General features: G+C 68.0%; 20 protein-coding genes. 2 read left to right on the top strand and 18 right to left on the bottom strand.

Features of this window, described 5'->3' with window-relative positions; translation table 11 throughout:
* Positions 1–74 precede the first annotated feature (74 nt).
* Positions 75–806 carry a fimbrial biogenesis chaperone gene (locus DI041_RS11420; RefSeq protein ID WP_046982660.1) on the bottom strand — a complete coding sequence of 244 codons (732 nt, stop codon included), beginning with the start codon at positions 804–806 and terminating at the stop codon, positions 75–77.
* 85 nt (positions 807–891) lie between these two features.
* Positions 892–1,431: a fimbrial protein gene (locus DI041_RS11415; protein ID WP_046982659.1), complete on the bottom strand. Its 540-nt coding sequence runs from the start codon at positions 1,429–1,431 to the stop codon at positions 892–894.
* Positions 1,432–1,667: 236 nt separating this feature from the next.
* Between DI041_RS11415 and DI041_RS21255 the strand changes: the two genes are divergently transcribed.
* Both DI041_RS21255 and DI041_RS11410 read left to right on the top strand, forming a co-directional pair.
* Positions 1,668–1,805, top strand: a complete 138-nt coding sequence (locus DI041_RS21255) for a hypothetical protein (RefSeq protein WP_169050365.1) — start codon at positions 1,668–1,670, stop codon at positions 1,803–1,805.
* Positions 1,806–1,889: 84 nt separating this feature from the next.
* The gene (locus DI041_RS11410) at positions 1,890–2,255 is read left to right on the top strand and encodes a hypothetical protein (RefSeq protein ID WP_014645902.1); all 366 of its coding nucleotides are present in this window, start codon (positions 1,890–1,892) and stop codon (positions 2,253–2,255) included.
* A gap of 16 nt (positions 2,256–2,271) precedes the next feature.
* Here DI041_RS11410 and pncB read toward each other — a convergent pair whose 3' ends face one another.
* From pncB to DI041_RS11330, 16 genes are all read right to left on the bottom strand, one after another.
* The gene (gene pncB / locus DI041_RS11405; RefSeq protein ID WP_046982657.1) at positions 2,272–3,453 is read right to left on the bottom strand and encodes a nicotinate phosphoribosyltransferase; all 1,182 of its coding nucleotides are present in this window, start codon (positions 3,451–3,453) and stop codon (positions 2,272–2,274) included.
* 107 nt (positions 3,454–3,560) lie between these two features.
* Entirely contained in the window at positions 3,561–4,400 is an 840-nt protein-coding gene (locus DI041_RS11400) for a glycosyltransferase family 2 protein (RefSeq protein WP_046982656.1), read from the bottom strand.
* Positions 4,397–5,251: a glycosyltransferase family 2 protein gene (locus DI041_RS11395; RefSeq protein ID WP_046982655.1), complete on the bottom strand. Its 855-nt coding sequence runs from the start codon at positions 5,249–5,251 to the stop codon at positions 4,397–4,399. The genes DI041_RS11400 and DI041_RS11395 overlap by 4 nt, the downstream gene beginning before the upstream one ends.
* 707 nt (positions 5,252–5,958) lie before the next feature.
* Positions 5,959–8,160 (bottom strand): type II secretion system secretin GspD, encoded by a 2,202-nt coding sequence (gspD, locus tag DI041_RS11390; RefSeq protein ID WP_136638596.1) that lies wholly within the window; start codon positions 8,158–8,160, stop codon positions 5,959–5,961.
* A gap of 9 nt (positions 8,161–8,169) precedes the next feature.
* Positions 8,170–8,961: a general secretion pathway protein GspN gene (locus DI041_RS11385; RefSeq protein ID WP_136638597.1), complete on the bottom strand. Its 792-nt coding sequence runs from the start codon at positions 8,959–8,961 to the stop codon at positions 8,170–8,172.
* A complete protein-coding gene (gspM, locus tag DI041_RS11380; protein WP_136638598.1) occupies positions 8,951–9,670 on the bottom strand; it encodes a type II secretion system protein GspM in 720 nt (239 codons plus the stop codon). The genes DI041_RS11385 and gspM overlap by 11 nt, the downstream gene beginning before the upstream one ends.
* Positions 9,645–10,790, bottom strand: a complete 1,146-nt coding sequence (locus DI041_RS11375) for a PilN domain-containing protein (protein ID WP_136638599.1) — start codon at positions 10,788–10,790, stop codon at positions 9,645–9,647. Before DI041_RS11375 ends, gspM begins: the two co-directional genes overlap by 26 nt.
* Positions 10,787–11,650 (bottom strand): type II secretion system minor pseudopilin, encoded by an 864-nt coding sequence (locus DI041_RS11370; protein WP_004142842.1) that lies wholly within the window; start codon positions 11,648–11,650, stop codon positions 10,787–10,789. The genes DI041_RS11375 and DI041_RS11370 overlap by 4 nt, the downstream gene beginning before the upstream one ends.
* Positions 11,647–12,279, bottom strand: coding sequence for a type II secretion system protein J (locus DI041_RS11365; RefSeq protein ID WP_136638600.1), 633 nt, complete (start codon positions 12,277–12,279; stop codon positions 11,647–11,649). Before DI041_RS11365 ends, DI041_RS11370 begins: the two co-directional genes overlap by 4 nt.
* Positions 12,276–12,695 (bottom strand): type II secretion system protein XpsI, encoded by a 420-nt coding sequence (xpsI, locus tag DI041_RS11360; RefSeq protein ID WP_136638601.1) that lies wholly within the window; start codon positions 12,693–12,695, stop codon positions 12,276–12,278. Before xpsI ends, DI041_RS11365 begins: the two co-directional genes overlap by 4 nt.
* Entirely contained in the window at positions 12,692–13,186 is a 495-nt protein-coding gene (gene xpsH, locus DI041_RS11355) for a type II secretion system protein XpsH (protein ID WP_136638602.1), read from the bottom strand. The genes xpsI and xpsH overlap by 4 nt, the downstream gene beginning before the upstream one ends.
* A gap of 6 nt (positions 13,187–13,192) precedes the next feature.
* Positions 13,193–13,636: a type II secretion system major pseudopilin GspG gene (gene gspG / locus DI041_RS11350; protein ID WP_004142831.1), complete on the bottom strand. Its 444-nt coding sequence runs from the start codon at positions 13,634–13,636 to the stop codon at positions 13,193–13,195.
* A gap of 49 nt (positions 13,637–13,685) precedes the next feature.
* On the bottom strand, positions 13,686–14,906 hold the full coding sequence (gene xpsF / locus DI041_RS11345) for a type II secretion system protein XpsF (RefSeq protein WP_136638603.1): 1,221 nt from the start codon (positions 14,904–14,906) through the stop codon (positions 13,686–13,688).
* Between the two features lie 24 nt (positions 14,907–14,930).
* Positions 14,931–16,652 carry a type II secretion system ATPase GspE gene (gspE, locus tag DI041_RS11340; protein ID WP_136638604.1) on the bottom strand — a complete coding sequence of 574 codons (1,722 nt, stop codon included), beginning with the start codon at positions 16,650–16,652 and terminating at the stop codon, positions 14,931–14,933.
* 136 nt (positions 16,653–16,788) lie between these two features.
* The gene (locus tag DI041_RS11335) at positions 16,789–18,642 is read right to left on the bottom strand and encodes a S8 family peptidase (RefSeq protein ID WP_136638630.1); all 1,854 of its coding nucleotides are present in this window, start codon (positions 18,640–18,642) and stop codon (positions 16,789–16,791) included.
* A 158-nt stretch (positions 18,643–18,800) separates the two neighbouring features.
* Positions 18,801–25,979 carry an ESPR-type extended signal peptide-containing protein gene (locus tag DI041_RS11330; protein WP_136638605.1) on the bottom strand — a complete coding sequence of 2,393 codons (7,179 nt, stop codon included), beginning with the start codon at positions 25,977–25,979 and terminating at the stop codon, positions 18,801–18,803.
* Positions 25,980–26,121: the final 142 nt, after the last annotated feature.

Below are 26,121 nucleotides of genomic sequence, written 5' to 3'. Positions count from 1 at the left end.
CACACTGACATTCCTTCAATTCGCCGCACGGCGGCGGTGGCGGGATGCGCAGGCCATGGGCCGGCGCGGCGCGTTCAGCCCCCGGTGCTGCCGAGGCGGATGGTGTGTTCCACCCGGCCGCCGTAGTCGTTGATGGTGATGAAGCGGACCTGGTCGGTGCCCGCCGGTGCGGCGAACTCCAGGCTCTGCTTCGGCGCGACCATCGCGCCCTTGTCCTCGACGGCCTTTTCACTGCTGCCGGTCACGGCATGCACTTCAGCCAGCGTGACGTGGAAGGGGCTCGGGTTTTCCACCCGCAGGCGGTCGCCATTGCGGGTCCAGCGCAGTGCTGCCGGTGCGTCGTTGGCGACGCCCTTCAGGCCCTGCGGCCGGTAGAAAAGCTTCAGGCGCGAACGAAACGCGACCTGCAGGTAATTCTGTTCGCCACTGTTGTCGGCGTTGTCCGGCGACGGCGGCACATCCAGCACGTTGAGCCAGAACACCGACTCGCGGTCGGTCGGCAGCTGCGCGCCGGAGAAGATCAGGCGCAGCGCCTGGCTGCGGCCCGGCTCGACGCGCGCGATCGGCGGCGTCAGCACGAACGGTGCATCGCTGGTATCGGCGGTCTGGTTGGCGTCGCCGCTGTCGATCCAGGCCTGCACCAGCGCCGGCGATTCGCCCACGTTGTCGACCTGCACGGTGACTTCGCGCGCCTGCGCCGGATAGATCACTCGCGTGCCGTTGACCACCACGCCGGCCAGTGCGTTCTGGCAGAAGGGCAGCGTGAACGCTGCCAGCAGCAGCGCCCGGGGAAAGATTGCTTTCATCGGAAGTACTACGCTCGAGGTGTGTGGCCAGAGGCCGCGGAGCATTGGCCGGCGCGTACGCCGGCCAATGCGGGTACGGCTACGATCAGTTGTAGATGATCGTGTACTTGACGCTGCTGGTGACGTCGCCCGGGGTGGCGGCGGCAGTGGCGTAGTACTCAGCGTAGTAGCTCAGGTCGGCCGAACCGTCGGTGCCGACGGTGACCCACTGCGAGTTGGTCTGGGCCAGGCCAGCGCCGGCTGCCTTGATCGGCAGGACCTGGTTGTTGGAACCCAGCAGCTGCAGCTGCACGTTGGTGGCAGCGTTGGCCGAAGCCTGGTTCAGCAGGCGGCCGGTGTTGAAGTCAACGGTCGAACCCGGCTCGAAGTAGGTCGCGACGTTGCCGGCGCTGCACTTGGTCAGGTTGATCGCGAACGGGGTACGACCCGCAACGGCACCGGCATTGGCCAGGGTGTTCTTGGACACGGTCGGCAGGTTGACGGCGAAGTCCTTGCCGCCCGGGGTCGAGATGGTGCAGGTCTTGTCGGTCACCTTGCCGTTGAAGGTGATGGTGCCGTCGGCGGCGTTGGCGGCCAGCGGAGCGGCGGCCAGCATCAGAGCGGCGATGATATTGATCTTGTGCATTCGCTTTTACCTAACCCTACTGAAGAGATGAGAAGTAGAGGAGGAAGCAAGGAGCACTGCCGGGCTATCAAGACCCATCCTTGCGTCTCACCTGTGGCCGGACTCGGACATACCTTCCCCTGAATCCGTGACGCAAGTATAGGCACAACTGTGATGAAAGTCTCATTATTTTTCTGAACGACGATTTATTGACGCTCGAAATGTGACGTGGTAGGCGGAACGCCGGAATCGGGGGCATGAGGGATTTGACGGGCGCCATGATCGGCGGTGAGCGCCACCCGCTGACGCATTTGGCTACCTGCGGCGCCAACGCAAGAACAGGCTTTTTCAGCGGGGAATCGCCTTATTTGATGCGCATCACTCTTTCTTGGTGATGGCCCTAGCAGATTCGGAAACGTCCTATTAAAGACGGATCGAACCTGTCGCTAACTAGGACACACCGAACCAGAGAACGTGTCATGAGGAACTCCATCCTGCTGTGTGTGGCCCTGATGTCCGTCAGTGCACTGGCCCAGGCCAGCAGCGGCAGCATCCGTTTCAGCGGTCGCATCGCTGAGCCGGGCTGCACGACGAACCTGTCCCAGGGCGAGTTGAGCCTGGCGGCCTGCCCGCCATCGGCCAAGGGCTCGACGGTGGCCGTGACGGCGCTGGCCGATGGCCAGGCCGCAACGCTGCGCGATGGCAAGCGCCAGGGCCAGAAGCTGTCGGTGTCGGCCAGCGCGATGCGCGCCGGTGATATCGCCTTCTCCGAGCGCTACAGCGTGCAGGCCTCGAAGCAGCAGCCGCTGCAGGGCGCCTACCTGGTGGTGGTCGACTACCTGTAAGACCCGCAGGCCGGCATTACTCCGGCTGCGGCAGCTCGAAGACCTGGCGCAGGTAAGCCAGGTAACCAGGGTCGTCGCACATGCTCTTGCCCGGCGAATCGCTGAGCTTGGCCACCGGCTGGCCGTTGCAGCGGACCATCTTGATGACGATGTTGAGCGGCGTTGGCCCCAGATCATTGGTCAGGTGGGTGCCGACGCCGAAGGCGACCTGGCAGCGACCACGGAAGTAGTCGTACAGGCGCATCACCTTGACGATGTCGAGGCCATCGCTGAACACCAGCACCTTGCTGCGTGGATCGACACGGCGCTGCTGGAAATGCGCCAGCATGCGGTCACCCCAGTCGAACGGATCGCCAGAGTCGTGGCGCACGCCGTCGAACAACTTGCAGAAGTACATGTCGAAGTCGCGCAGGAACGCGTCCAGGCCGACCACATCGGACAGCGCGATGCCGAGGTCGCCACGATATTCGCGTGCCCATGACTCCAGTGCCGCCACCTGCGAATCACGCAGGCGCGGGCCCAGCGCCTGGAACGCCTGCAGGTACTCATGGGCCATGGTGCCGTGCGGAGTCATGCCATACAGGCGCGCGAAGTGCACGTTGCTGGTGCCGACCAGCTGCGGCCCGAGTGCATCGCGCAGCAATGGCAGCAGGCGGGCATGCCAGTCACGCGAGTAGCGGCGGCGGCTGCCGTAGTCGGCGATACGGCACTGCTCGAAGCCGGGGGTATCACGCAGCAGCGCGGCCTTGGCCTGCAGGCGGCGCTCGCCTTCGGCGAAGTCGGCGGTGGTGGTGTTGCGGAACCAGACCTCGTTGATGATCGCCAGCAGCGGCACTTCAAACAGGATGGTGTGCAGCCACGGGCCGGTGATATCCAGCTCGATCTCGCCGGGCACGGTCTTCGACGCGCGCAGTTGGATGTACTTGCGGTCGAGGTGGAACAGGCCAAGGAAGTCGGCAAAGTCGGGCTTCACGAAGCGCAGGCCACGCATGTAGTCCAGCTCCACGTCACTGAAGCGCAGGCTGCACAGGTGGTCGATCTCTTCGTCGATCTGGTCGATGTAGCGGGCCAGTTCGATGCCGGGCGTGCGGCACTTGAACCGGTACTGCACCTGGGCGCCGGGATGCTGGTGGAGCACCGCCTGCATCATGGTGAACTTGTACAGGTCGGTGTCGAGCAGGGACTGGATGATAGGCATGGGGCGGATTATGCGCCCGACGGAGTGAACCGTGGGCGCGCCGGCCTTCTGTAGAGCCGAGCCCACGTTCGGCTGGATTGTTGCCTGAACCGAGCGTGGGCTCGGCTCTACAACGACCTGCGCAGCAGGCGCGGCACCAGCATCAGCGCGTGCGCCCAGATCGCGCCCCACACCGCCACGCGTACCGGCAGCGAACGCTGCCTGGCCTCGAACTTCTGGAAATAGCGCCACAGGCCCTTGTGCTTGTGCCACTCGACGAAGAACGGACGTGAGCGGCTGGATACGCCGCGCACGTGGGTGACCTGCAGATCGTTGGCGATCGCCACCACTGCGCCGGCCTCGCGGGCACGACGGCACAGGTCCAGGTCTTCGGCATGCAGGCGGTAACCAGCGTCCCAGCCACCGATACGGTCGAACAGTGCGCGCGACATCATCAGCAAGGCACCGGACAACGCCGGTACCCGCTGCAGTGCCTGCTGCGGGTCACGGGGAACGGCCAGTTTCGAGCCTTTGCCCGGCGAGCGCAGCATCAACAGGAAATCCGGGTCGCGGCGGCGCACGGCCTCATCGGCGTGGCCATGCTCATCCAGCTGTTCGACACCGAGCAGGCAGTCACCGAGCGCGTCGGCGCGGCTGCGCAATCCGGCCAGCGTTTCCGGTTCGACCATCAGGTCCGGATTGATGAAGGCCAGCCACGGGCTGCCCGAATCGGCCACGCCCTGGTTGTTGGCGGCGGCGAAGCCGGGATTGTCCGGATTACCGATGAAGCGCACACGCGGGTCATGGCTGGCGTGTCGCTGCACGATCTCCAGCGTGCCATCCACCGAACCATTGTCGATCACCCGGATCTCGGCCACGTCCTGCGCTTGGCGCAGCCGTGAGAGGCAGGCATCGATGGTGCTGCCGCTCTGGTAGGTGACGACGATGGCGGCAATGGCAACATTCAAGCGTGAGGCTCCGGCGCGGATGACGGGACGAACAGGTCACCCTGCTCGGCCGGTATTATCGCTTGCTGCATGCGCTGCTGCAGATCGGCGCGCATCCCGTGCAACGGATCGTGCATCAGGAAATCGGCCAGCCGCGGCACCCAGGCCGGCCAGCGCGCGGCCAGCGCTTCAAGATCGCCATCGCGGCTGATGGCCTCCCCTGCGCGGCCGACGAAGGCTGTTTCGCACAGGACATTGCGCCAGCCCAGCCCGGCCATGCGCAGGCTCAGGTCGACCAGCGCCGCGTTCCACCCCGCATAACTCTCCACGTCCAGGCCACCGGCGCGGCGACGCGCGTTGCCGCGCACCAGTACCGCGTGGGTGACTGCCGAGGGCAGCTCCGGATGCAGCACTGGCAGCGTGGCACAGGCGTGTGCCAGCAGCGCCGGGTCCTCCGGCTCGGGATTGATTTCGCCCAATCGCGGCCACGCGGCGGTTTCGCCGGCATTGCACCACGGTGTTGCGGTGGCGATGGCGGCATCGCGGGCGAAGGCGTCCTGCAGCTGCTGCAGCCAGCCGGGTGCGGGCACGCTGTCCGGCGCCAGCACGGCCACGTCCAGGCCCTCGCAGGCGCGCAGCATCTCATCCAGATGGGCGACCTCGCCCAGCGGCCGCGCGCGGCGGGTGTATTCGGCCTGCAACGGCGTATGCGCCAACCAGTGCTCCACCACCGCCTGCGCACGCGGCCCGGTCTGCGCGTCATCGGCCAGCCAGACCGCGGTTCCCGGCGCGGTGCCGGCATCCAGCGCGGCCAGGCAGCGGTCGAGCGCAGCATCGTCCACGCACAGCGGCAACAACACGATCGCCCCCATCCCGCCTCCGTGGTTGTCGGTGGACACAGCCTAGCACTGGGAGGGTATCGGCCGGGTTGCACCCGGCGCCCGCTTCAGGCCGGAGCAACAGCAACAGCCGAAGCAAAGGCTGGGTTCCTGTGGGATGGCGGGGTGGGTCCGGTTGCAGGGGCGTGAGCCGCATGGATGCGGCGACCGAGCTTACATGGACGTACTTGCAGCGTCCCCCGCAACCGGACCCACCCCGCCTTCGACAGATTTCTGCGATCTGCTGGACATGCCGATGGGGGTCAGATCCGTTTTCCAGAGGAAAACGGATCTGACCCCCATTTTCTGATTTCGAAATCTGACAGACATTCATCCACGCATGGCGTGGATCTACCGTGTCGACCAAGGTCGACACCTACCAACAGCCGCAGGAATCTGTCAGGGGTGGGGCGGTGTGGGTTGGCAGGACCGTTGGCGCCATGGGCCCGAGGCATGCCTCGGGCGGGTTGGGCAGGACGCCCAACCCCGGTCTTGCCGTGTGCGCAGGACAGCGCACACGAGCAAGGCGCCATCGAGCCCCCAGGGACGGGTTTACGGCGTGTCCTGACAACCCACACCGCCCCGCCATCCCGCAGAAACCCGCTGTTGCTGTTGCTGTTGCTGTTGCTGTTGCTGTTGCTGTTGCTGTTGCTCCAGCTCTGGCCTCTGCGGTTGCCGGGCGCAGCCCGGCCGTAAACCCCTTACTTCTTTGCGCGCGGCTGGTTCAGCGGTTCCATCGCGCGGAAGCGCTGGCTGTACTCGTCGGTCAGGTTGCGCGCTTCCTGGCTGTTGCGGACGATGCTCGGCGTCAGCAGCACGATCACTTCAGAACGACGGCTGGTGCGGGTCTTCTGCCCGAACAGCGCGCCCACCACCGGAATCCGGCTCAGGCCTGGAATGCCGCTGCTGCCATCGGTGGCCGTATCGGTGATCAGGCCGGCCAGCATGATGGTGTCACCGCTCTGCACCGCCGCTTCGGTCGACAGCTTCTTGGTGGAGATGCGCGGGTTGCAGTTGCGCTCGGTCGGGTTGCAGTTCTCCGGCACGTCGGAAGCGCTGCTCACTTCCTGCACGATGTCGAGGAACACCGTGCCGTCGCGGGTCACCCGCGGGCGTACCTTGAGGATCACGCCGGTGTCGATGTACTGCACCGAGCTGTAGCTGCTGGTGCCGATGCCGGTGTTCACCGTGGTGGTGTTGATCGGCACCTTGTCGCCCACGTTGAGCGTGGCTTCGGCGTTGTTGCGCACGAACACCGAAGGGGTCTGCAGCAGGCGTACATCGGTGACCTTGTCCAGCGCGCTCACCACCGCTGCGCCATTGTGGCCGGTGAACGCCCAACCAGCGCCTTCGGCACCGGTCACCGCGCCCGCGAAGGTGCTCCACGAACCGCCGGCGGCCGGCGGCAGCGTCAGCGCACCCAGCGCGCCGCCCAGTGCACGCCCGGCTACGGCGTTGTCGAAGAACCAGTTCACGCCGTACTTCAGGTCGCCGGTCAGTGCGACTTCGGCCACCTGCGCTTCGATGTGCACCTGCAGCGGCATCACGTCCAGCTTCTCGATCACCTCGCGGATCGAGCGCCAGGCCTGCGGGCTCGAACGGACCAGCAGGGTGTTGGTCTCTTCCACCGCCGACACGCCGACACGGTCGCCCTCCACTTCCAGGCTGACGCTGACGTTGCCGGCCTGGCGCTGCGGCAGGTTCATGCTGCCGTTGCCGGTACCACTGGAACCACTACCTGACGTCGAACCGAAGTTGCTGCTGTTGTTGCTGTCCATGCCACGATCACCATCGCTGCCCAACTGCGACGGAATCGCGCCGGGCGCCAATGAGCCGGAGCTGGAGCCGCCGCGGTTGCCGCTGCTGGCGAAGGCTTCACTGAGGCGTTCGGCGAGGTCGCGTGCCTTGATGTAGCGCAGCTCATAGGAGAACAGGCGGGCGCTGCCACCGGCGGTATCGATGCGATCCAGCCATTGCTGGATCTGGTCCAGGTAACGCACCTGCGGGGTGATCACCAGCACCGCGTTGGCGTTCTCAAGCGGCAGGAAGCGGAACATGCCGGCGCTGGGGGTCTTGCTCTCTTCACCGAACACCTTTTCCAGATCGGCTGCAACCTGCTCGGCCTTGCCCGACTGGATCGGGAACACGCCCACCGACATGCCCGACAACCAGTCGACGTCGAAGATCTCGACGGTGCGCATGTAGTTTTCCAGCTCGGCGCGGGTGCCACCAAGGGTGATCACGTTGCGGCCGCTGTCGACGTTGACGATGGCGTTGGGGCGCGCGTACGGCTCCAGCACCTTCTTCATTTCAGTTGCGGAGATGAACTGCAGCGGGATCACCCGGACCTCGAAACCGCGTGCGCTGGCCGCCGGCGCCGTACTTGGTGCGACAGTGCCGGCCAATGCCTGGTCGGCAGCCACGATGTTGTAGCGACCACCGCTGTACACCATGCGTGCGTTGTTCCAGCCCAGCACCATCTCCAGCAGGTTCAGCGCCTGTGCCGGCGACACCGGCTTCGGCGTGGCCAGGGTGACCGTGCCCTGCACGCCCGGTGCGATCACGTAGTTCTGCCCGAGCATGTCACCGAGGATGGCCTTGACCACCGCGTGCACCGATTCCCCCTCGAAGTTGAAGGTGGCCTCACCGGTACTGGCCCCGTGCAGTGCCGGCGCCGGCGCGCGCGCGGCTTCGCGGTTGATCATGGTGCCGGTGCCGCGGCGGATGACCGCCTGGGGCGCGCCCTGGCTGTCACGGGCGGCATCGGCAGCCACTTCCGCCGCCTGGCCGGCATCGGTCGTGGACGTCAGGTTGCCTTTGCGCTGCACGTGCGGCGCGGACACCGTGCTGCAGCCAACCAGCAGCGCGAGGGCAAAGGACCAGGGAAGGAAACGCAGGTTCATGCATTCACTCTATCGGTTGGTGCCATCGCCCGGGGGCGGCGACGGTTGTTGCTGCTGTTGTTGCTGCAGCTGGCGGCGGCGGGCCTGGATGCGTTCGCGGATGGCCTGCATCTGCGCTTCGCTGGGACCGTTGGTGTTGGCGGGAGGCGTAGCGGCCGCCGGTGTGGCCGCCGGTGCTGCGCTGCCACCTGGCGGCTGCTGTGCCGTTGCTGCAGCGGCAGGCGGTGGCGGCGGAGCACCTGCCGGGGGCGGCACAATGATTCCACCCGCCGGCGGTGCACCGTTGGCGCCGCGCAGCACGGTGGGCGGCTCACCGCCCTGACCGTTGAACACCGCCAGCTCCAGCACCTGGTTGCCACCGGGACCGATCACAGTAGCCTGGCGTGGCGCCAGCGCGACCAGCTGCCAGCCATCAACGGCCTCACCATTGAGGCGCAGGCGCAGCGAGCGGTTCTGTTCGGTAGTGAAGGTGGCCATGCCGAAATCGCCGGTCAGCAGCACGCCGGTCAGGCGCAATGCGGCGCTGGCAGCGGGCTCGCTGCCACCAAGCAGATAGGGCTTTGGCTTGCGGTCCTCGGCGAACAACGGGCGCTCGCCGATCGCGCTGTAGCTGTCCGCACTGGCCATGCGTTCGGCGGCAAGCGACGGCAGGCCGGGCAGTGACGGCGCCGCATCGGCATTGCCATCGACGCCCGGCAACTGGCTGCCGAGGCCGAAGCCGGTGGCCAGCCAGACTGCTGCCGCCCAGCCCGCCAGGGCCAGCAGGAAACCGGTGCGCAGGCTGATCTGCTCAAGTTTCATCGGCCACCTCCTGTCCCTCGGCCGGTGCATCCGGTACCGGTGCAGCCACCGGTGCCGATGCAGGCGGCTGCGGGGTGGCGGCCGGCCCGGTTGCGGGTGTTGGCGTGGCCCCTTCGGCCGCAGCGCCCGGCAGCAGATAGCCGGCCAGTTCGAAGGACACATCCAGGCCCAGCCCGGATTCGTTCGGCGATTGCTGGAAACGCTGTGCGATCAGGTTGAGGTTGTCGACGAACAGGCGCGGGCTGCCGGTTTCCAGGCTGTGCAGCACGGTGGCCAGTTCGGCCACGCCGCAACGCAGGCGTACCTGCATGGCGACGCGCACGAACTCGGCATCGCGACGGTTGTCGGTCAGCGGCGTACGGTTGCTGATGGTGCAGCTGCGGTTACCCGGGCTGGCCATCGCCACGGCATCCTGCAGCTTGCCACCCAGCGCGGCGGCGGCGGCTTCGGCGGTGGCTTCGCGCAGGAAGCCCGGCCGCTGCTGCAACGCTTCGCGGGTAGCGCGCAGGCGCTGTTCGATCTGCGGCTGCTGCTGAAGCTGCGCCTGTACACGCTGCTCGCGCTCGCGCAGGGCCGCGACATCGGCATCGATCTCACGCAGCGGCTGGGTGAACCAGGGGTGCACCAGCAACAGATAGGCCAGGCCGAGCACTGCCAGCAGCAGTGCCAGTGCCAGCCAGCGGTCACGGCGCGCGCTTGGCATCGGCATCGGCCGCCTCCCCTTCCGGAGCCGCAGCCGCCATCGGCTGCAGTTCAGCGGTCATGGTGAAACGGTCACGGCCACTGGCCGCACCGTCGGCCTGCAGCACGCCGGTCAGGTTGACCTTGCGCCACTGCGGCGCATCCTGCAGCAGCTGCACCAGCTGCGAGGCCTCGCGGCTGAGCCCGATCAGCTGCAGGTTGTTGTTCTCGATGGCCAGTTTTTCCAGGTAGGTGCCCTCCGGCAGGCGCCGGGTCAGTTCATTCCAGATTTCCACCGTGCCGGCGCGCTGGCTGCGCTGCTTTTCGAGGAACGCGGCACCGTCGATCAGCGCCTGCAGCTGCGCACGTTCGCTGGCCACGCCACGCGCATTGCGCGCGCTGCGTTCAACCTGGGCACGCAGTTCATCGGCGGCGGCGCGGCGGTTGTCGAGCAGCTGCAGGGCGGCCAGCACCAGCATCACCAGCGCGGCCAGGGCCAGCAGCAGGTTCCAGCGCCGCATCGGGTCCGGTCGCAGCTGGCGCTGCGCGGGCGGCAGCAGATTCACGTGCAGCGGATCGCCCTGCGCATCAATCGCGTCGACGGCGGCCAACGTATCGGCCCACTCGCCCACGCTGCCACGCCAGGCCTCCAGCTGGCGCAGCGGCCAGGCGATCAGTTCAACCTGCAACTGGCCTTCACCGGCGCTGCCCAGTTCACGCACGTCATAGCTGACCTGGCTGGATTCGAACGGTGTCTGCCGGTCGATCTCGAAGCCGACCACCGCGCGCAGGCGGTCGGCCGCCGCCGCCGGCAGGCGCAGATGGCGACGCAGCACTTCGCTGGCCGGCAACAGCCACACCCGCGGCAGGCTGCGCAGGCGCGGCTCCAGAACGCGGTCCAGTTCGGCCGGCGACAACGGCCACGGCAAGGTCGCCACCGCTTCGCGGCGTTCGCCGGCCTCACGCCAGACCTGCAGCTGGTCACCCTCGCGCAGCAGCAGCAGGCGCGCTTGTGCCCAACCCAGCGCCCACTGCCAACGTGCCGGCACCCACGCCAGCAGCGATTGCCGCCACCAGCGCAGGAAGCGGCCAGCGCCCGGGCCGATCCGGCCCTGAACCTGCCGCAGACTGTCCTGCCAAGCCGTCATCTTGCTGTCATTCCCTGCTCCCAGCGAAGCACTGTGTAGGACCGCCCGGGAACCCCGCCCGAGCCATTGCGAACCACTGCCTGCAACACCGACCGGCGTCCACTGCCGTCGATGACACGGGACTCGATACTATAGGTGCCACTGCTGCTGGCAAGCGTTGTCGCACCCGCAGCGGTATCGGCATCACGCTCCTGCTGGGCGCGCTGGGCCAGCACGGTGTCGGCATCCAGCCCCAATGCGGTCAGCACCGGTGCGCTGGCGAACTGCGGATCCGGGCGTGCCTGGCGGCTGTACAGGGTCAGGTGCGGCAGCATCTTCTGGTACAACGGCCCGGGCATGCCGAGTACCCGCTGCAGTTCGCCCAGGGTCTCGAAACGCTTGTTGCGCGGGCCATACGGCAACCCGGCCGCGGCATAGTCGGGCGCCTCGGCACCGCCACCGGGCTGCAGCAGACTGTCCTCGTCGCGCCAGTCGACGATGGCACCGGCCAGCTGCCGTGCGGCTCCTTCGTCTTCGCCCAGCGCCTTGAGGAAAGCGGTCAGCAGAGCCACATCGGCCAGATTCAGGTTGATCTTGCCGTTCTCGTCCAGCACCTTGATCTCGATGCTGGCGTCATCGAACGTCCAGCGATAGGTACGGCCATCGGCCCGCCACGGGGCCCGCTGCGGATCGGCGGACAGGCGCATCAGCGCGTATTCCAGGCCGGCCCGTGCACGCTCCTGGCCGCGCGCGTCGTCATCCAGCACCCGCTGCTGCAGGTGCTCGACCCGCGCGCTCAGTGCAAAGGCGCCGACCAGTGCAGTCATCAACGCGATCAGCCACAACACCAGCACCAGCGCGGCGCCACCCTGCCGGTTCATCGCGCACCTCCGCTGCCACCGGCACGCGGTGCGACCACCAGCACCGGCCAGGGCGCGCCCTTGGCCGGCACGATCTGTACTTCCACAAGCATCGGCAGGCGCCGCGTATCGTCCCAGCGCGGCAGCCAATCGGTCACCTGGCCGGTGCTGGCGTCAATGCCGCGATAGCGCAGTTGCACCGACTTCAGGCCGTCCACCAGCACTTCCGGTGGACGCGGCGGCGTTTCTGCGATGCGCTCGCCCTCCTGCAGCAGCACCAGGTCCAGCAGCAGGCGCTGCTGGCCACTGCGGCCGTCCACCTGCAACGCGTGCAGGTACGGTCCGCCGCGGCCGAGATAGCCGGGCAGGTCGGCGGCGAACAGCATGCGCTGTTCTTCGCCCTGGAAGAAGATCGGCTCACGGGTGGGGTCGGGTACTTCCAGCGGTGTGCGCAGCGCGCCGGCCAGCTGACGCCGCAGCAGCGCCTGCACCGCGCGCATGCGTTCGCTCTCGGCAGCGATCTGCTCGCCGCGCTGGCTGACCGCCATCGCCGAGCGCACGCTGGCGAATGCCAGGGCCAGGCCGCCGGCCAGCAGCACCGTGGCCAGCATCACCTCGATCAGGGTGAAACCCGCAGCGCGCCGTTTCATCGCGCGCTCTCTAGATCCGGCGGCAACAGGCGCAGGCTGCGCCAGCGCAGCTGTTCGCGCTCGCTGTCACCCCAGCGCACCTGCAGCTGCAGCTCGGCCAGCCAGGGCGCACCCGGCGACTGTGACTGCACCACGCTACCTGCACGCGGCTCCACCCACGGCTGCACCTGCAGTTCCCAGTGATAGCGGCCCTGCTCCCAGTCGCCCTGCTGGCGGCCGACCTGCAGCGGCGTGGCGACTCCCGTCTCGGCCAGCAGCGACTGCGCATGCAGCACCGCGCGCGTGCGCAGCCCGGCCTCGCGTACCTGCTTCGCACCACCGGACAGGCTGCCCAGCAGCAGCGTCAGCGCCAACCCGAGCAGGGCGAAGGCGATGATCACTTCCAGCAGGGTGAAGCCACGCGCACGCCGCTTCATTGCGCCCGCCATGGGCCGGAGCGCACTTCGCCGGTCAGCCAGCCAACATCGATGCGCCACTCGGCACCGTCGCGCTGCAGGCGGATGCGGCCGCCACTGGAACCACCATCGGGATGGAACTCGATCACGCCCTGCCCCGGTGCGGTGGCCAGCTGCGCGGCGCCTTCGAACTGCACCTGCAGCTGCGCAGGCACTTCACCCTGGCGTTGATTGGCACCTTCCCAGCGGCGTCGCGCCGGTTCAATCACGAAGCGCTGCGGTTCACCCCGGGTGATCGCCTGCGCGCGTACCACCCGCAGCTGGTTGGCGATGTCCTTGCCGGCACTGCGCAGTTGCATGCCGGCAAAGCCACGTGACAGGCCGGCAGCAGTGATCAGGCCGATCGCTGCAATCAGCGCGATCACCAGCAGCATTTCCAGCAGCGACAGGCCCGCTGCGCGCCTGCCGTGCAGGCGCGGGCGAGGCAGCCGGCGCGGCAGGAAATACGTCATGCAGGATCAAGGCTGGTAGCGGATGTCGGCGTCGACGCTGCTGCCGCCGGCCTTGCCATCCTTGCCGAGGCTGATCAGCTCGTACGGCTGGCCTTCACCCGGCGCACGGTATTCCAGCGCGTGGCCCCACGGATCGTTCAGGTCAGCCGGCTTGGCATACGGACCCAGCCAGCCGCCGACGCCCGCCGGTGCGGTCACCAGATCGTTGAGCGAGCCAGGCAGCTTGCCGGTATCGATCTGGTAGTTGTCGACCTTGGACGCGACGGTCTGCACCTGCGCCTTGGCGATGTTGGCCTTGCCGCGATCGGCGCCGCCCAGCACGCGGCTCGCGACCAGGGTCAGCACCGCACCGATCAGCACGATGACGATGATGATTTCCAGCAGGCTCATGCCTGACTGGTTGCGCGCGGCGGTGAAGGAAAGGCGGATCGGTCGACGGGAAGCAATCATGGTCGGTCCTTTCAGTTACGAAGTGTCGGGGTTGCGTAGGAATCCATCGTCAACCGATGGCATTGGTCAGGTCGTACAGCGGCACCAGCACGGCCACGATCACCGCACCGACCACCGAGGCCAGCACCAGAGTGATCGCCGGCACCATCGCTGCCAGCAGGCGGTCGATGCGGCGGGCACTGTCCTGTTCGAAGGTATCGGCCGCCTTCAGCAGCATGGTATCGAGTGCGCCGGATTCCTCGCCCACCTGGATCATCTGCAGGGCCAGCCGCGGGAACCGCTTGCCGCGCGACAGCGCCAGCGACAGGCCGGCGCCGTTCTTCACTTCATCCGCGGCGGCCTCGACATCGGCGGCCAGCGCGCGGTTGCCCAGCACGTTGCGGGCGATGCCCAGCGCGCCCAGCAATGGCACGCCGTTGCGCAACAGGGTACCCAGCGTGCGTGCCAGCCGTGCGGTTTCCAGTTCGCCCAGCAGTCGGCCGATGCCGCGCCGCTGCAGCAGCCAGCCATCCAGCGCCAGGCGGAACACCGGTTGCCGCGCCTTGCGTTCGAAGAACAGCGCCAGCACGGCGGGCACCACCAGCAGCAGCACCCACCAGTCGCGCACGAACAGGCCCAACTGCAGCACCGCGTTGGTGAACCACGGCAGCGCCACGTCCAGGCTCTCGTACATCTGCGCGAACTGCGGCACCACATAGCCGAGCAGGAACAGCAGTGCACCGCCCACCACCACCAGCAGGATGGCCGGGTACACCAGCGCGTTGATCACCTTGCCCTGCAGCGCACGGCTGCGTTCAAGGTAGTCAGCCAGCCGCTGCAGGGTGTCGTGCAGGCTGCCACCCGCCTCGCCGGCGCGCACCATGTTCACGTACAGGCGCGAGAACAGCCCGTGCTGACGCTCCAGCGCAGTGGACAGCGGCGCACCACCGCGCACCACGTCGCGGATGTCGGTGATCGCACGCCGCGAACGTTCGTCTTCCGGCAGGCCGAGCAGGATCGACAGCGCGCGGTCGAGTGGCTGGCCGGCACCGAGCAGTGTCGCCAGCTGCTGGGTGAACTGCAGCAGTGCCGCGCCCTGCAGCGGGCGTTGGCGGAACAGGTTGCGCCAGGTGCTGCCGCCGATCGCCCCGCCGTCAGCCAGCTGCGTCTCCATCGGAAGGTGGCCCTGGTCCTGCAGGCGCGCGACCAGCTCGGCCTCGCTGGCCGCTTCCATCTGCCCGTCGAAGATCTCGCCGTGCGTGTTGAGCGCCTTGTAGCGGTAGTTCGGCATGTCAGCCCCTGCGTCCTGCGCGCATCAGCTTTCCTCGGTCACGCGCAGCACTTCCTCGATGGTCGTCTGCCCGCTCAGCGCCTTGGACAGGCCATCCTCGTACATGGTGCGCATGCCGGCCTCGCGGGCGATGCGCTCGATCTCGCCCATGCCATCACGGCGCATCACCGCACGCCGCAGCGCGTCGTTCATCACCAGGAATTCCATGATGGTGGTACGTCCCAGGTAGCCGGTCGGTGCCAGCGCCGAGGGCTTCGGGCGGTACAGGTGGATCGGCCCCTGCGGCTGCAGGCGGCGCAGTTCGAAGCGTTCGATCTCCTCCGGCGAGGCTTCGTAGCGTTCGGCGTGGGTCGGTTCCAGCCGGCGCACCAGGCGCTGGGCGAGGATGCCGTTGATGGTGGAGGTGAGCAGATAGTCTTCCACGCCCATGTCGAGCAGGCGGGTGATGCCGCCGGCCGCATTGTTGGTATGCAGGGTGGACAGCACCAGGTGGCCGGTCAGCGCCGACTGGATCGCGATGCGCGCGGTTTCCAGGTCGCGCATTTCGCCGATCATGATGATGTCCGGGTCCTGGCGCACGATGCTGCGCAGGGCATTGGCGAAGTCCAGCCCGATCTGCGGCTTGGCCTGGATCTGGTTGATACCCTCGATCTGGTACTCGACCGGGTCTTCGACCGTGATGATCTTGACGTCGGCAGTGTTCAGCTGGCTCAGCGCGGTATAGAGCGTGGTGGTCTTGCCCGAACCGGTCGGGCCGGTCACCAGCAGGATGCCGTGCGGCTGTTCCAGCACCTTGCGGAACTGCGGCAGGAAGGCGTCGGTGAAGCCGAGGCGGTGGAAATCGAACACCACCGTTTCGCGGTCGAGCAGGCGCATCACCACGCTTTCGCCGTGCGCGGTCGGCACGGTACTGACGCGCAGGTCCAGTTCCTTGCCCTGCACGCGCAGCATGATGCGGCCATCCTGCGGCAGGCGGCGCTCGGCGATGTTGAGCCGGGCCATGATCTTGATGCGACTGATCACCGCCGCGGTGAGGTTGGCCGGCGGGCTTTCGCCCTCCACCAGCACGCCATCGACGCGGTAACGGACCTTCAACCGGCTTTCGAACGGTTCGACATGGATGTCCGAGGCGCGCAGCTCCACCGCGCGCTGTATCACCAGGTTGACCAGGCGGATCACCGGCGCTTCCGAGGCAAGGTCGCGCAGGTGCTCGATGTCATCCACCGCACCGCCCTCGCCATCGGCGGTCTCGACAATCGCGCCCATCGCACTACGGCCCTGGCCGAACCAGCGCTCGACCAGATCATCGATCTCGGCGCGCATGCCCAGCACTGGCGTCACCGGTACGCCCAATGCCAGCTGCACGGCCTGCTGCGGATAGGGATCGTGGGCATCGGCCAGCCACAGCCGCACGCCCTGTTCATCAAGCGCCAACGGGCACACATGGAACTGCTTGAGGAAGCGCAGCGACAGCGGCAGGCCCTCGGCCAGCCCCTGTGGCGGCGCCTCGGGCAGCTGCTTGCCTTCCAGCAGCGGCAGCCCCAGCACCTCGGCGCTGGCCTGCGCCTGGTCACGTTCGGAGACCAGCCCCAGCCGCACCAGCAGGCCGAGCAGGCTGCCACCGGCTTCGGCGTGCAGCGGCCGCGCCCGTGCCAGGTCGCCTTCCTTCAGCCGGCCACGCGCCAGCAACGCATCCAGGATGCGACCTTCGGCGGTGTCGGCGGCGGTTGCAGCAAGCGCGTTCACATGACTCTCCTGTCAATCGGTTCGACTTTAGCAGTTAAGCCATGATTTCCGCCGCCCCTGCGCCACCTTTCGTAAAAAGACGAAGCCCGTCACATGGGATGACGGGCTTCGGCCATTCAACTACGACAGTTCAAGCTTACTGCGTGGCGAGAATGCTCACCCCGCTGTAGGCCGCTTCACCCACCACCTTGATGTAGTAGGTGGCCGCCACCGGCTTGGTCACCCGCACTGTCTCGGAGGTGCCCGGACGGGTCGACTTGGCATCATTGTCGCTGGCACTGGGCTCACGGCCTTCAGCCACGTAGACCGAAACGTTGCCGGTGCCACCGTAGGTGATCACGCTGAACTGCTTGCCGGCAGCCGCTTCGAAGCTGTAGAGCCTGCTGCTGCCGGCTGCACCTGACAGGCCACCTATGGCCGCCTTGTTGGTCAGTGGCGTGGCCACCGGCCCGCAGTTCTCGGTGCATGGTTCTTCCAGTGCCTTGGCCAGCGCGGCCTTGGCATCGAGGATGCCGGTACCGATCGGGGTGGCCGCCGGAATGGCGACCGGGAACGGACGCGCGGTTTCCTTCAGCAGGGTCCGCATCGCCGCCGGGGTCAGCGGATCCTTGCCCTTGGCGATCAGCGCGCTCTGCACCAGTGCGGCAACGGCTGCCACATGCGGCGAGGCCATCGAGGTACCGCCCATGCCCATGTAGCCCGGCGTGCCCGATTCCGGCGTGGTCGCCGCATTGGAGCCGGTCTGCCAGATGTAGCCACCGGGATTGCCATCGACGCTGCCGCCACCGCCCGGGCCGGAAAGATCCACGCGGGTACCGTAGTTGGAGTAGTAGGTGATGCCGCCGGTGATGCGGGTGGCACCCACGGTCACCACGCCTTCGCAGCTGGCCGGCTGGTACTTGGACGCGTTGTCGGTTTCATTGCCGGCGGCCACCACCACCGTGGTACCGCGCGAGATGGCGCCGTTGATGGCGTCCTGGTAGGTGCTGGCACAGGCGCCACCGCCGCCCAGGCTCATGTTGATGATCTCGGCCGGATTGGTGTTGGCCGGGATGCCGGTCACCGTGCCACCCGATGCCCAGACCACCGCATCGGCGATGTCGGACAGGTAGCCGCCACACTTGCCCAGCACGCGCACCGGCAGCACCTTGGCCTTGTAGGCGACACCGGCCATGCCGACGCCGTTGTTGGTCTGCTCGGCCACGGTGCCAGCAACGTGCGTGCCGTGCCAGGAACTGTCCTCGGCCAGCGAGCCGTCATAGCACTCGTTGTCGTTCTCGACCCAATCACCGTAATCCTGCGCACCCGGCACGCGATCGTTGGTCGGGCGCCGCGAGGTCTCCGCATCGCTGATGAAGTCGTAACCCTCCAGCAGGTTGCCGACCAGGTCCGGATGCTGCGGCAGGATGCCGGTATCGATCACCGCCACCACGATGCCCTCGCCCTGCGAGACATCCCACGCCGCCGGTGCGTTGATGCCACCGACGGCGTTGTGCAGGTGCCACTGGTTCTGCTGGTAGAAGGGATCGTTCGGCACCAGCGCCGGCTGCACGTTGCCGGCACGCAGTTCGGTGCGGCGCAGCTTCACGTCGGCTTCGGCGTACTGCACCGACGGGTCGGCCTTCAGTTCCTTCAGCACGCGCTGCAGTTCGGCCGGGGCCAGGCGGCCCTGCACGCGGATCAGGTCCGCACCGGTAGCGAGCTTGCGTACCACCTGCGGGCCAAGGGTACTGGCACGTGAGGTACCGCCGGACAGGCTGGCCCGGGTCAGCGCCGACTGCACGGTGGACAGCTTCGCCGAGCGGTCGGTGGCGGCAGCAGCGCCGGCCCGGTACTTGACGATGATGCGCTCAGCACCCGGTTGGGCGGTGCTGGCCTGGCGCACCGGCTCACGGGTCGGCAGGCCGGCGGCGTGGACGGCACCGACGGCCGTCATCGACAGCACGGCGGCGGCAAGCACATTGATGCGAAGGTTCTGCTTCTTGATCACGTCGAAATTCCTCTTCTGGGTCATGGTTCGAACCAACACTGCGGCCATCATTCCTTGACGACTCCCGGCCGGCCCAGCCGGGATTGCCGTGACCTCCCCCCAGGCCCTCACTGCAGGTGCTGCGCCGGCGTGGGTGGCCGCCGGCGCGATGGAATGGCTTACCAGCCGAAACCGGCACCGACGCCGACCGAGCTGTCGTCACTGCTGAAGGCACCGCCGAAGGTGACCGTGGCGCGATCGCTGATCGCACGCTGGTAGCCCAGCGACAACGCCGATTCGCCGCCCTGGAAACCGATGCCGACGCCGACCCGGTTCTGGGTACGGATACCGGCAGCACTGGTGGCCATGTTGAGCATTGCAGCGCTCATCGCGCCCTGGCGGTCGATGCGGCGATCCATGTGGCGCAGGCGTCCGTCGATCTCGCCCTTGAACACATCGAAGCTGTCGGTGACAGCCTGGACGCGGCTGTCGGTGTAGCTGTTGGCCGTGGCCATGCCACGATCAAGCTGGCCCTTGTTGACCGCATCGGTAGCCGTGGTACCGGCCGCCACGTTGGTGACCTGGCGTTCGTTGCCCTCGCTGCCCACCGACACCGTGTTGGCCCGATCGGCGACCGAGCCCTGTCCCAGCGCCACGGCATTGGCGGCACTGGCATTCGCCCCCTGGCCGATGGCAGTGGACGAGGCACCGCTGGCGACGGCGCCATCCCCCATGGCGACGGCATTGAGGCCGCTCGCCGGGGTGCCGACCGGAATGCCGGCACCTGCTGCGGCGGCCGTCGGCGTGCCCTGCACGCGTGCGGTGCTGGCCGCTGCCGCATCCGCCGTCACAGGCGCATCGGCGGTGCTGGCCAACGAAGTGTCATCCAGCGAGGCGCTCATCGCGCGCAGGCTGGACGCACCGGCACGCGTGCCACCGGCGCTGCGGCGGTCGATCTCGCTGACCTTGCGGTCGAGTGCGCCCAGTGCATCGCCGACGTTGCTGTAGGTAGCACCCTGGATCACATAGTTCGGCGCCACGAACACACCCTGCATGCCGACGCTGGCACCACCGCCGAGGAAGCTGGCGGCATCGCTGAGCGACTGGAACAACTGGCCGCCGTTGATCGCCTGGCGGCTGCCTGCCGCAATGCTGCCGGCACCGACGTTGTCGATGGTGGTGCCCTGGAAGCCGGACAGGGTCAGGCGATCACGGCTGGCGTCGTCGTAGCCCACCGCGCTGGCCGCCGTGGTTTCAACGGTGGCGATGCGCGAATCGAAATCACCGACGCGGGTTTCCACTGCGCCCACGCGCTGGTTGGTGACGTTGAGCTGCGAACCGGTGATCGCATCGGTGCTGCCGGCGGCGATGCGGCCATCGGCCACATTGACGATGCGGCGCGTGGCCGGACCATCGGTGCCGTTGCCACCACCGACCGACACCACGTTGGCATCGAGCGCTCGCGAACCCGCGCCGAGCGCGACCGAGTTGGCACCCGTTGCACCGGCACTGGTACCCAGCGCCAATGCACCGTTGCCGATGGCCAGCGCATTGGCACCCAGCGCGTTGCTGCGTGCACCACTGGCGCTGGCTGCCGAACCGATGGCTGCGGCGTCGGTACCGCTGGCGCTGGCCGTGCCGTTGCCGGTGGCCTTGACGTAGCGCGCCGTGCCGTCTGCGGTGGCGGCAACGGCATCCAGCTGGCCACGGTTGACCGCATCGGTACGCTCGGTACCGGCGGCGACACGGGTGATCTGGCGATCGCTGCTGGCACTGCCGACCGACACGGTGTTGGCACGGTCGGCAACCGAACCAGCACCCAGCGCGACGCTGCTGGCAGCGCTGGCATTGGCGCTGACACCGACCGCTGTCGCATTGGCGCCGGTGGCCTTGCTGCCATAACCGACGGCGGTGCCAAGACGGCCGCTGGCATCGGCGTAGCTGCCGATGGCCGACGCGCCGTCAGCCGAAGCACTGGCGCGGAAACCATTGGCCTGCGACTGCGTGCCGCTGGCGGTGGCCTGCGCACCGCTGGCGGTGCTGTAGGCGCCCTTGGCCTGGGCGCCGGCACCGGTGGCGCTGGCACCCAGCTCACTGGCACTGGCGCCACTGCCGAGGGCGACGCTGTCGACACCGCTGGCCTGCGCCGTGTTGCCCAGTGCAGCGGCATTGTTGCCGGTGGCCAGCGCATCGAAGCCCACCGCGGTGGCATTGGCCGCCATCGCGTTGGCTCCGCTGCCCAGTGCGGTGGCGCCGTTGCCGATGGCGTTGGCCGCATTACCGGCAGCCAGTGCGTTGTCACCATCCACCAGTGCACCGGCCTCGCCATCGGCATTGCCGCTGGCCTGGAACTGACGGCTGGTCTTGTCGGCGACACTGGCCACCGCATCCAGCTGACCCTTGTTCACCGCATCGGTGGCTTCGCTGCCGGCTGCGACATGGGTCACCTGGCGTTCGCCACCGGTCTTGCCGACGGCCACGGTGTTGTCACGGTCAGCCTTGGAACCGGCGCCCAGCGCGACGCTGTTGCTGCCATTGGCGGTGGCGTTGGCACCCAGTGCGGTGGCACTGCTGCCTGCCGCCCACGAATTCCAGCCGATCGCCGTGGCGTAGTCTTCGGTGGCCCAGGCGCCTGCGCCGAACGCTGCCGCACCGGTGCCACTGGCACGCGACGGGATCAGGCCGAAGAAGGTGCTGCCACCGATCGCCACGCTTTCTTCGCCACTGGCTTCGCTGGACTGACCGACCGCTACGGCACCGGTACCGGCGGCGGCGGCACCGAAGCCGACCGCCGTGGTGTTGGCGCCACTGGCCGCCGAACCGTAGCCCAGTGCCGTGCCGAGCCGACCGCTGGCTTCGGCATAGCCGCCGACGGCGGTGGTGCCATCGGCCGACGCGGCGCTGCGGAAGCCGCTGGCCAGTGCCTGGGTGCCGCTGGCATTGGCTTCGGCGCCGCTGGCGGTGCTGTACGCACCACTGGCCTGCGCACGCGCGCCGGTGGCACTGGCGCCCAGTTCACTGGCACTGGCACCACTGCCCAGCGCCAGGCTGTCTTCGCCGGTGGCCTGTGCCGTGCTGCCCAGAGCAGCCGCGTTGTTGCCGGTGGCCAGCGCATCGAAGCCTACCGCCGTGGCGTTGGCCGCGAGCGCGTTGGCACCACTGCCGAGCGCGGTGGCGCCGTTGCCGATGGCATTGGCGGCGTCACCTGCGGCCAGCGCGTTGTCACCCTCGACCAGCGCCCCGGTTTCGCCATCGGCATTGCCGCTGGCCTGGAACTGCTTGCTGGTCTTTTCCGCCGCAGCGGCCACCGCATCGAGCTGGTTCTTGTTGACCGCGTCGTTGCCCTGGGTGCCGTCGGCCACGTTGGTGATCTGGCGGGTGTTGCCACCGCCGCCCACCGATACGGTGTTGTCCCGGTCTGCAATCGAGTCCGCACCCAGCGCCACGCTGTTGGCACCACGCGATTCGGCGGCGTTGCCCAGTGCGGTGCTGTTGATGCCCCCCGACCAGGCACCACCACCCACCGCAGTGGAGTAGTTGCCCGAGGCCTCGGTGGCCAGCACGCCGAACAGCGAGCCGCCGACGGCGACACTGTTGGTGCCGGTGGCCAGGCTGCCCTGGCCGGTGGCAGTGCTGTAGGCGCCGGACGCTTCCGAGTCGCCACCCACTGCCACGCTGTTGGAGCCGGAGGCGTTGGCGAAGTTGCCGAACGCGGTGGCGTTGAACGCCGATGCCTGTGCATAGCCACCGATGGCGGTGCTGTAACCACCGGTGGCTTCGGCACCGATACCGAACGCCGCTGACGCCGTGCCGCTGGCCACGCTTTCGCTACCCACGGCGGTTGCCGCGTCACCGCTGGCATTGCTGAAGTAACCCACAGCTACGGCTTCTTCGCCAGAGGCTTCGGACAGCACGCCGGTAGCGGTACTGCCGGCACCGCTGGCGATGCTGGCCGCACCGAACGCTGCACTCTGCTCGCCGCTGGCCTCGCTTTCCGCACCGTGCGCGGTGGCGTACTCGCCGGTGGCCTGTGCGTTGGCGCCGACGGCGCTGGCATTGGCTGCGCTGGCAAGGGCATTGAAGCCCACCGCCTGCGCATTGTTGGCCAACGCATTGGCGCCGCTGCCCAGCGCAGTGGCGCCATTGCCGATGGCATTGGCCGCATCACCGGCGGCCAGTGCGTTGTCACCGTCCACGAGCGCACCGGCTACGTCATCGCCGTTGCCGCTGGCCTGGAAGAAGCGGCTGGTGGTTGTCGCCGTGGTCGCAACCGCATCCAGCTGCGCCTTGTTCACCGCATCGGTGGCCTGGGTGCCGGCGGCGACGTTGGTGACCTGGCGTTCGTTGCCGGCGCTGCCCACCGACACCGTGCGCGCGCGATTGGCGACCGAACCGGCGCCCAGCGCGACCGTGTTGCTGGCGCTGGCATTGCTGCCGGCACCGAGCGCGATGGCACTTTCACCACCGGCCACCGTATTGGTGCCGATGGCGATGCTGTTGATGCTGTTGCCCAGTGCCTGGAAGCCCAACGCCACGCTGTTGTCGCCATAGCCGAAGGCGCCGCGACCGACAGCGGTGGAGCTGGCACCGTTGGCCCAGCTGTTGTAACCGATGGACGTTGCGCCGCTGCCGCTGGCCCAGGCCGCGTTGCCGAACGCCGACGCGTTGGTGGCAGTCGCCCATGCACCCGAACCGAATGCCGCGGCGCCACTGGCGGTGGCCCAGCTGTATCCACCGACGGCGGTGCTGTCATCGCTGCTGGCGAACGCGCTGTCGCCGACTGCAACCGCATAGCTGCCGGTGGCGCGTGACTTGCCGCCTGCGGCGAAGCTGTTGTCACCACTGGCCTTGGCAGCATTGCCAAATGCGCTGCTGGCAGCCCCGGTGGCCTGTGCGCCGCTGCCGACTGCGGTGGCATCGGCAACGGCGGTGGTGCCGACCTGTTGTGCCTTGCCGTCGGCACCGATGATCGGCTGGTTGAATTCATCATAGGCCTGGCCGAGGCCACCGATGGCAACGCCACCATTGCCGGTGGCAGCACTGTTGCGGCCTACCGCCACACTGTCATCGCCGATGGCCGACGCGGCGGCGCCATGCGCAACGGCGCCGGCACCGATCGCATTGCTCGAGGAACCGACGGCGATGGCGCCCTCGCCATCAGCCAGTGCGCCGGCGTCACTGCCCGCCTCCGGCTGCGCCTGGAAGAAACGAGCGGTGGTGTCGGCGGTGCTGGCCACGGCATCCAGCTGCGCCTTGTTCACCGCATCAGTAGCTTCGCTGCCGGCGGCAACGCTGGTGATCTGCCGCTCGTTGCCGGCACTGCCCACCGCCACGCTGTTGGCGCGCACCGCTTCGGAATTCGCGCCGAGCGCGACGCTGTTGGCGCCGCGTGCGGTGGCGTAGTAGCCCACGGCAGTGCTCTGCGCGCCACTGGCCCAGGTCTGAGCGCCGAGGGCACTGGCGTTCTCGCCCGGTGCATAGGCGAAGTAGCCAACGGCAGTGGCTTCGGCACCGGAGGCCTCGCTCAGGCTGCCGTTGGCCACCGCGCGATCGCCACTGGCAATGGCGCCCGCGCCGACGGCGGTCGCGGCTTCGCCACTGGCCTGGGTCTGCACGAAGAAGCCCAGGCCGGGAATCAGATCGGCCGGGCCGCCGATGGCGACGCTGCTGGTGCCGGTGGCATTGCTCTGCGTACCCAACGCGGTGGAGTAATCACCGATGGCATTGGCCACCGCACCGAACGCCGACGCTTGTGCGCCGGCAGCATAGGCACCCACGCCGTAGGACGACGCGGCAAAACCGCTGGCTTCAGCGCTGGCACCGACGGCAGTGCCACCGACGCCGGCGCTGGTGGCGCCGGTTTCCACCGGTACGCCACCGCTGGTGATCAGCGGGTTGCCGTTGGCGTCCACCGCAGCACCACCCACGGCAACACTGCCCGGGCCGTTGGCCTGTGCGTTGTTGCCGAACGCTGCACTGTTCTGGCCCGAGGCCAACGCGTTGTTGCCGACGGCGGTCGCGTTCTGCGCGACGGCGCCAGCACCAGCGCCAACTGCAGTAGCACCGTTGCCGATCGCGTTGGCGGCCTCGCCTGCAGCCAGTGCGTCGTCGCCCTCGGCCAGCGCACCGGCATCACTGTTGCTGCTGCCGGTGGCCTGGAAGCGCTTGGCGGTGGCATCGGCCACGGCGGCAACGCCCTTCAACTGGCCGACGTTGACCGCATCGTTATCTTCCGTACCGGCAGCCACGCTGGTGATCTGGCGGGTCAGGCCGTATTCGGCGGCACCGACGGACACGGTATCAACGCGGTCGGCCAGCGAGCCGGCACCGAGCGCCACGCTGCCGGTGGCCACCGCAGCGGAGTTCGAGCCCAGCGCCGTGCTGTATTCACCGACGGCGGTGCTGAATGCACCCACTGCAATCGACGCTTCGTTGGCGGCGGTAGCGCCGCGACCGAGCGCGGTGCTGCCCGGGCCCATCGCAACGGCACCGCCGCCGACGGCCGTCGCACCATCAGCGGTGGCTTCGGACAGTGCACCGAGTGCGGTAGCCGCGCCGTTTTCGCTGGCGGCGGTAGCGCTTGCGCCAACCGCGGTGTCGCCGAGACCGAATGCCGCGGCGCTCTGCCCGACCACGACGCTGGCATCGCCGAGCGCGAGTGCGCCCTGGCCGAAGGCGCTCGCGCCGATGCCAGCGGCGATGGCCTGCGTGCCGACTGCCGTGGTGGCGTTGGACAGCGACTGTGCGCCGGCACCGGCCGCCAGAGCGCCCTGCCCGTCGATCTTCGCCGCGTCGCTGTCATCGCCAGCGCCGTCGGCCTTGAAATAACGGTTACCGTCTGCGGCGACGTCGGCCAGCGCGGCCTGCGTTGCACGCGCCTGCGCATCGAGCTGCGCCTTGTTCACCGCATCGGTGGCCTGGCTGCCTGCGGCGACATTGGTGATCTGCCGTTCCTTGCCGGTGTCACCGACGGACACGGTATTTGCACGGGTGGCCTTGGAGCCGGCGCCGAGCGCCACGCTATTGGCGGCACTGGCGCTGCTGTTGCTGCCGATCGCCACCGCGTTGCTGCCCTTGGCCGCAGCCGTGCCTTCGATCAGGCACTTTTCGAGCAGCTTGCCGCTGAATGCGACGCAGGTGGCGCTGCCGCCGATCTGCACCGACTGTGCCGCAGCGATACCGCTCATGCCCAATCCCAATACCAGGCCCAGTGCCATCGCCAACCGTGCGGGCGCAGCCTGCGTTGCATCGCGGCGCTGGTCGACGACCCCGCCGCTGCTGCCGGAGGAGGCCAGTTCCGAGGCCACCACCAACTGACCCAATGCTTTGTTCCAGACCTTGCGATAAATCCGATTCATCGGTACGGCTCCTGATTGGACTGGTTTTGGGCAAAGCAACGCCACCGCTGGGCTTTCCGGCCCAACGTCCCCTGGGGGCGTTTATTCGCGTGATTTACTGCGGGGTATTGCCGAACGGCGCGCAGCGACAGAAAACCGAGCG

The organism is Stenotrophomonas maltophilia, from assembly GCF_004920835.1.
Lineage (GTDB): Bacteria > Pseudomonadota > Gammaproteobacteria > Xanthomonadales > Xanthomonadaceae > Stenotrophomonas > Stenotrophomonas maltophilia_AQ.
Note: the sequence above shows the minus strand (reverse complement) of the source record. Positions and strands in the feature narration are given on the sequence as shown.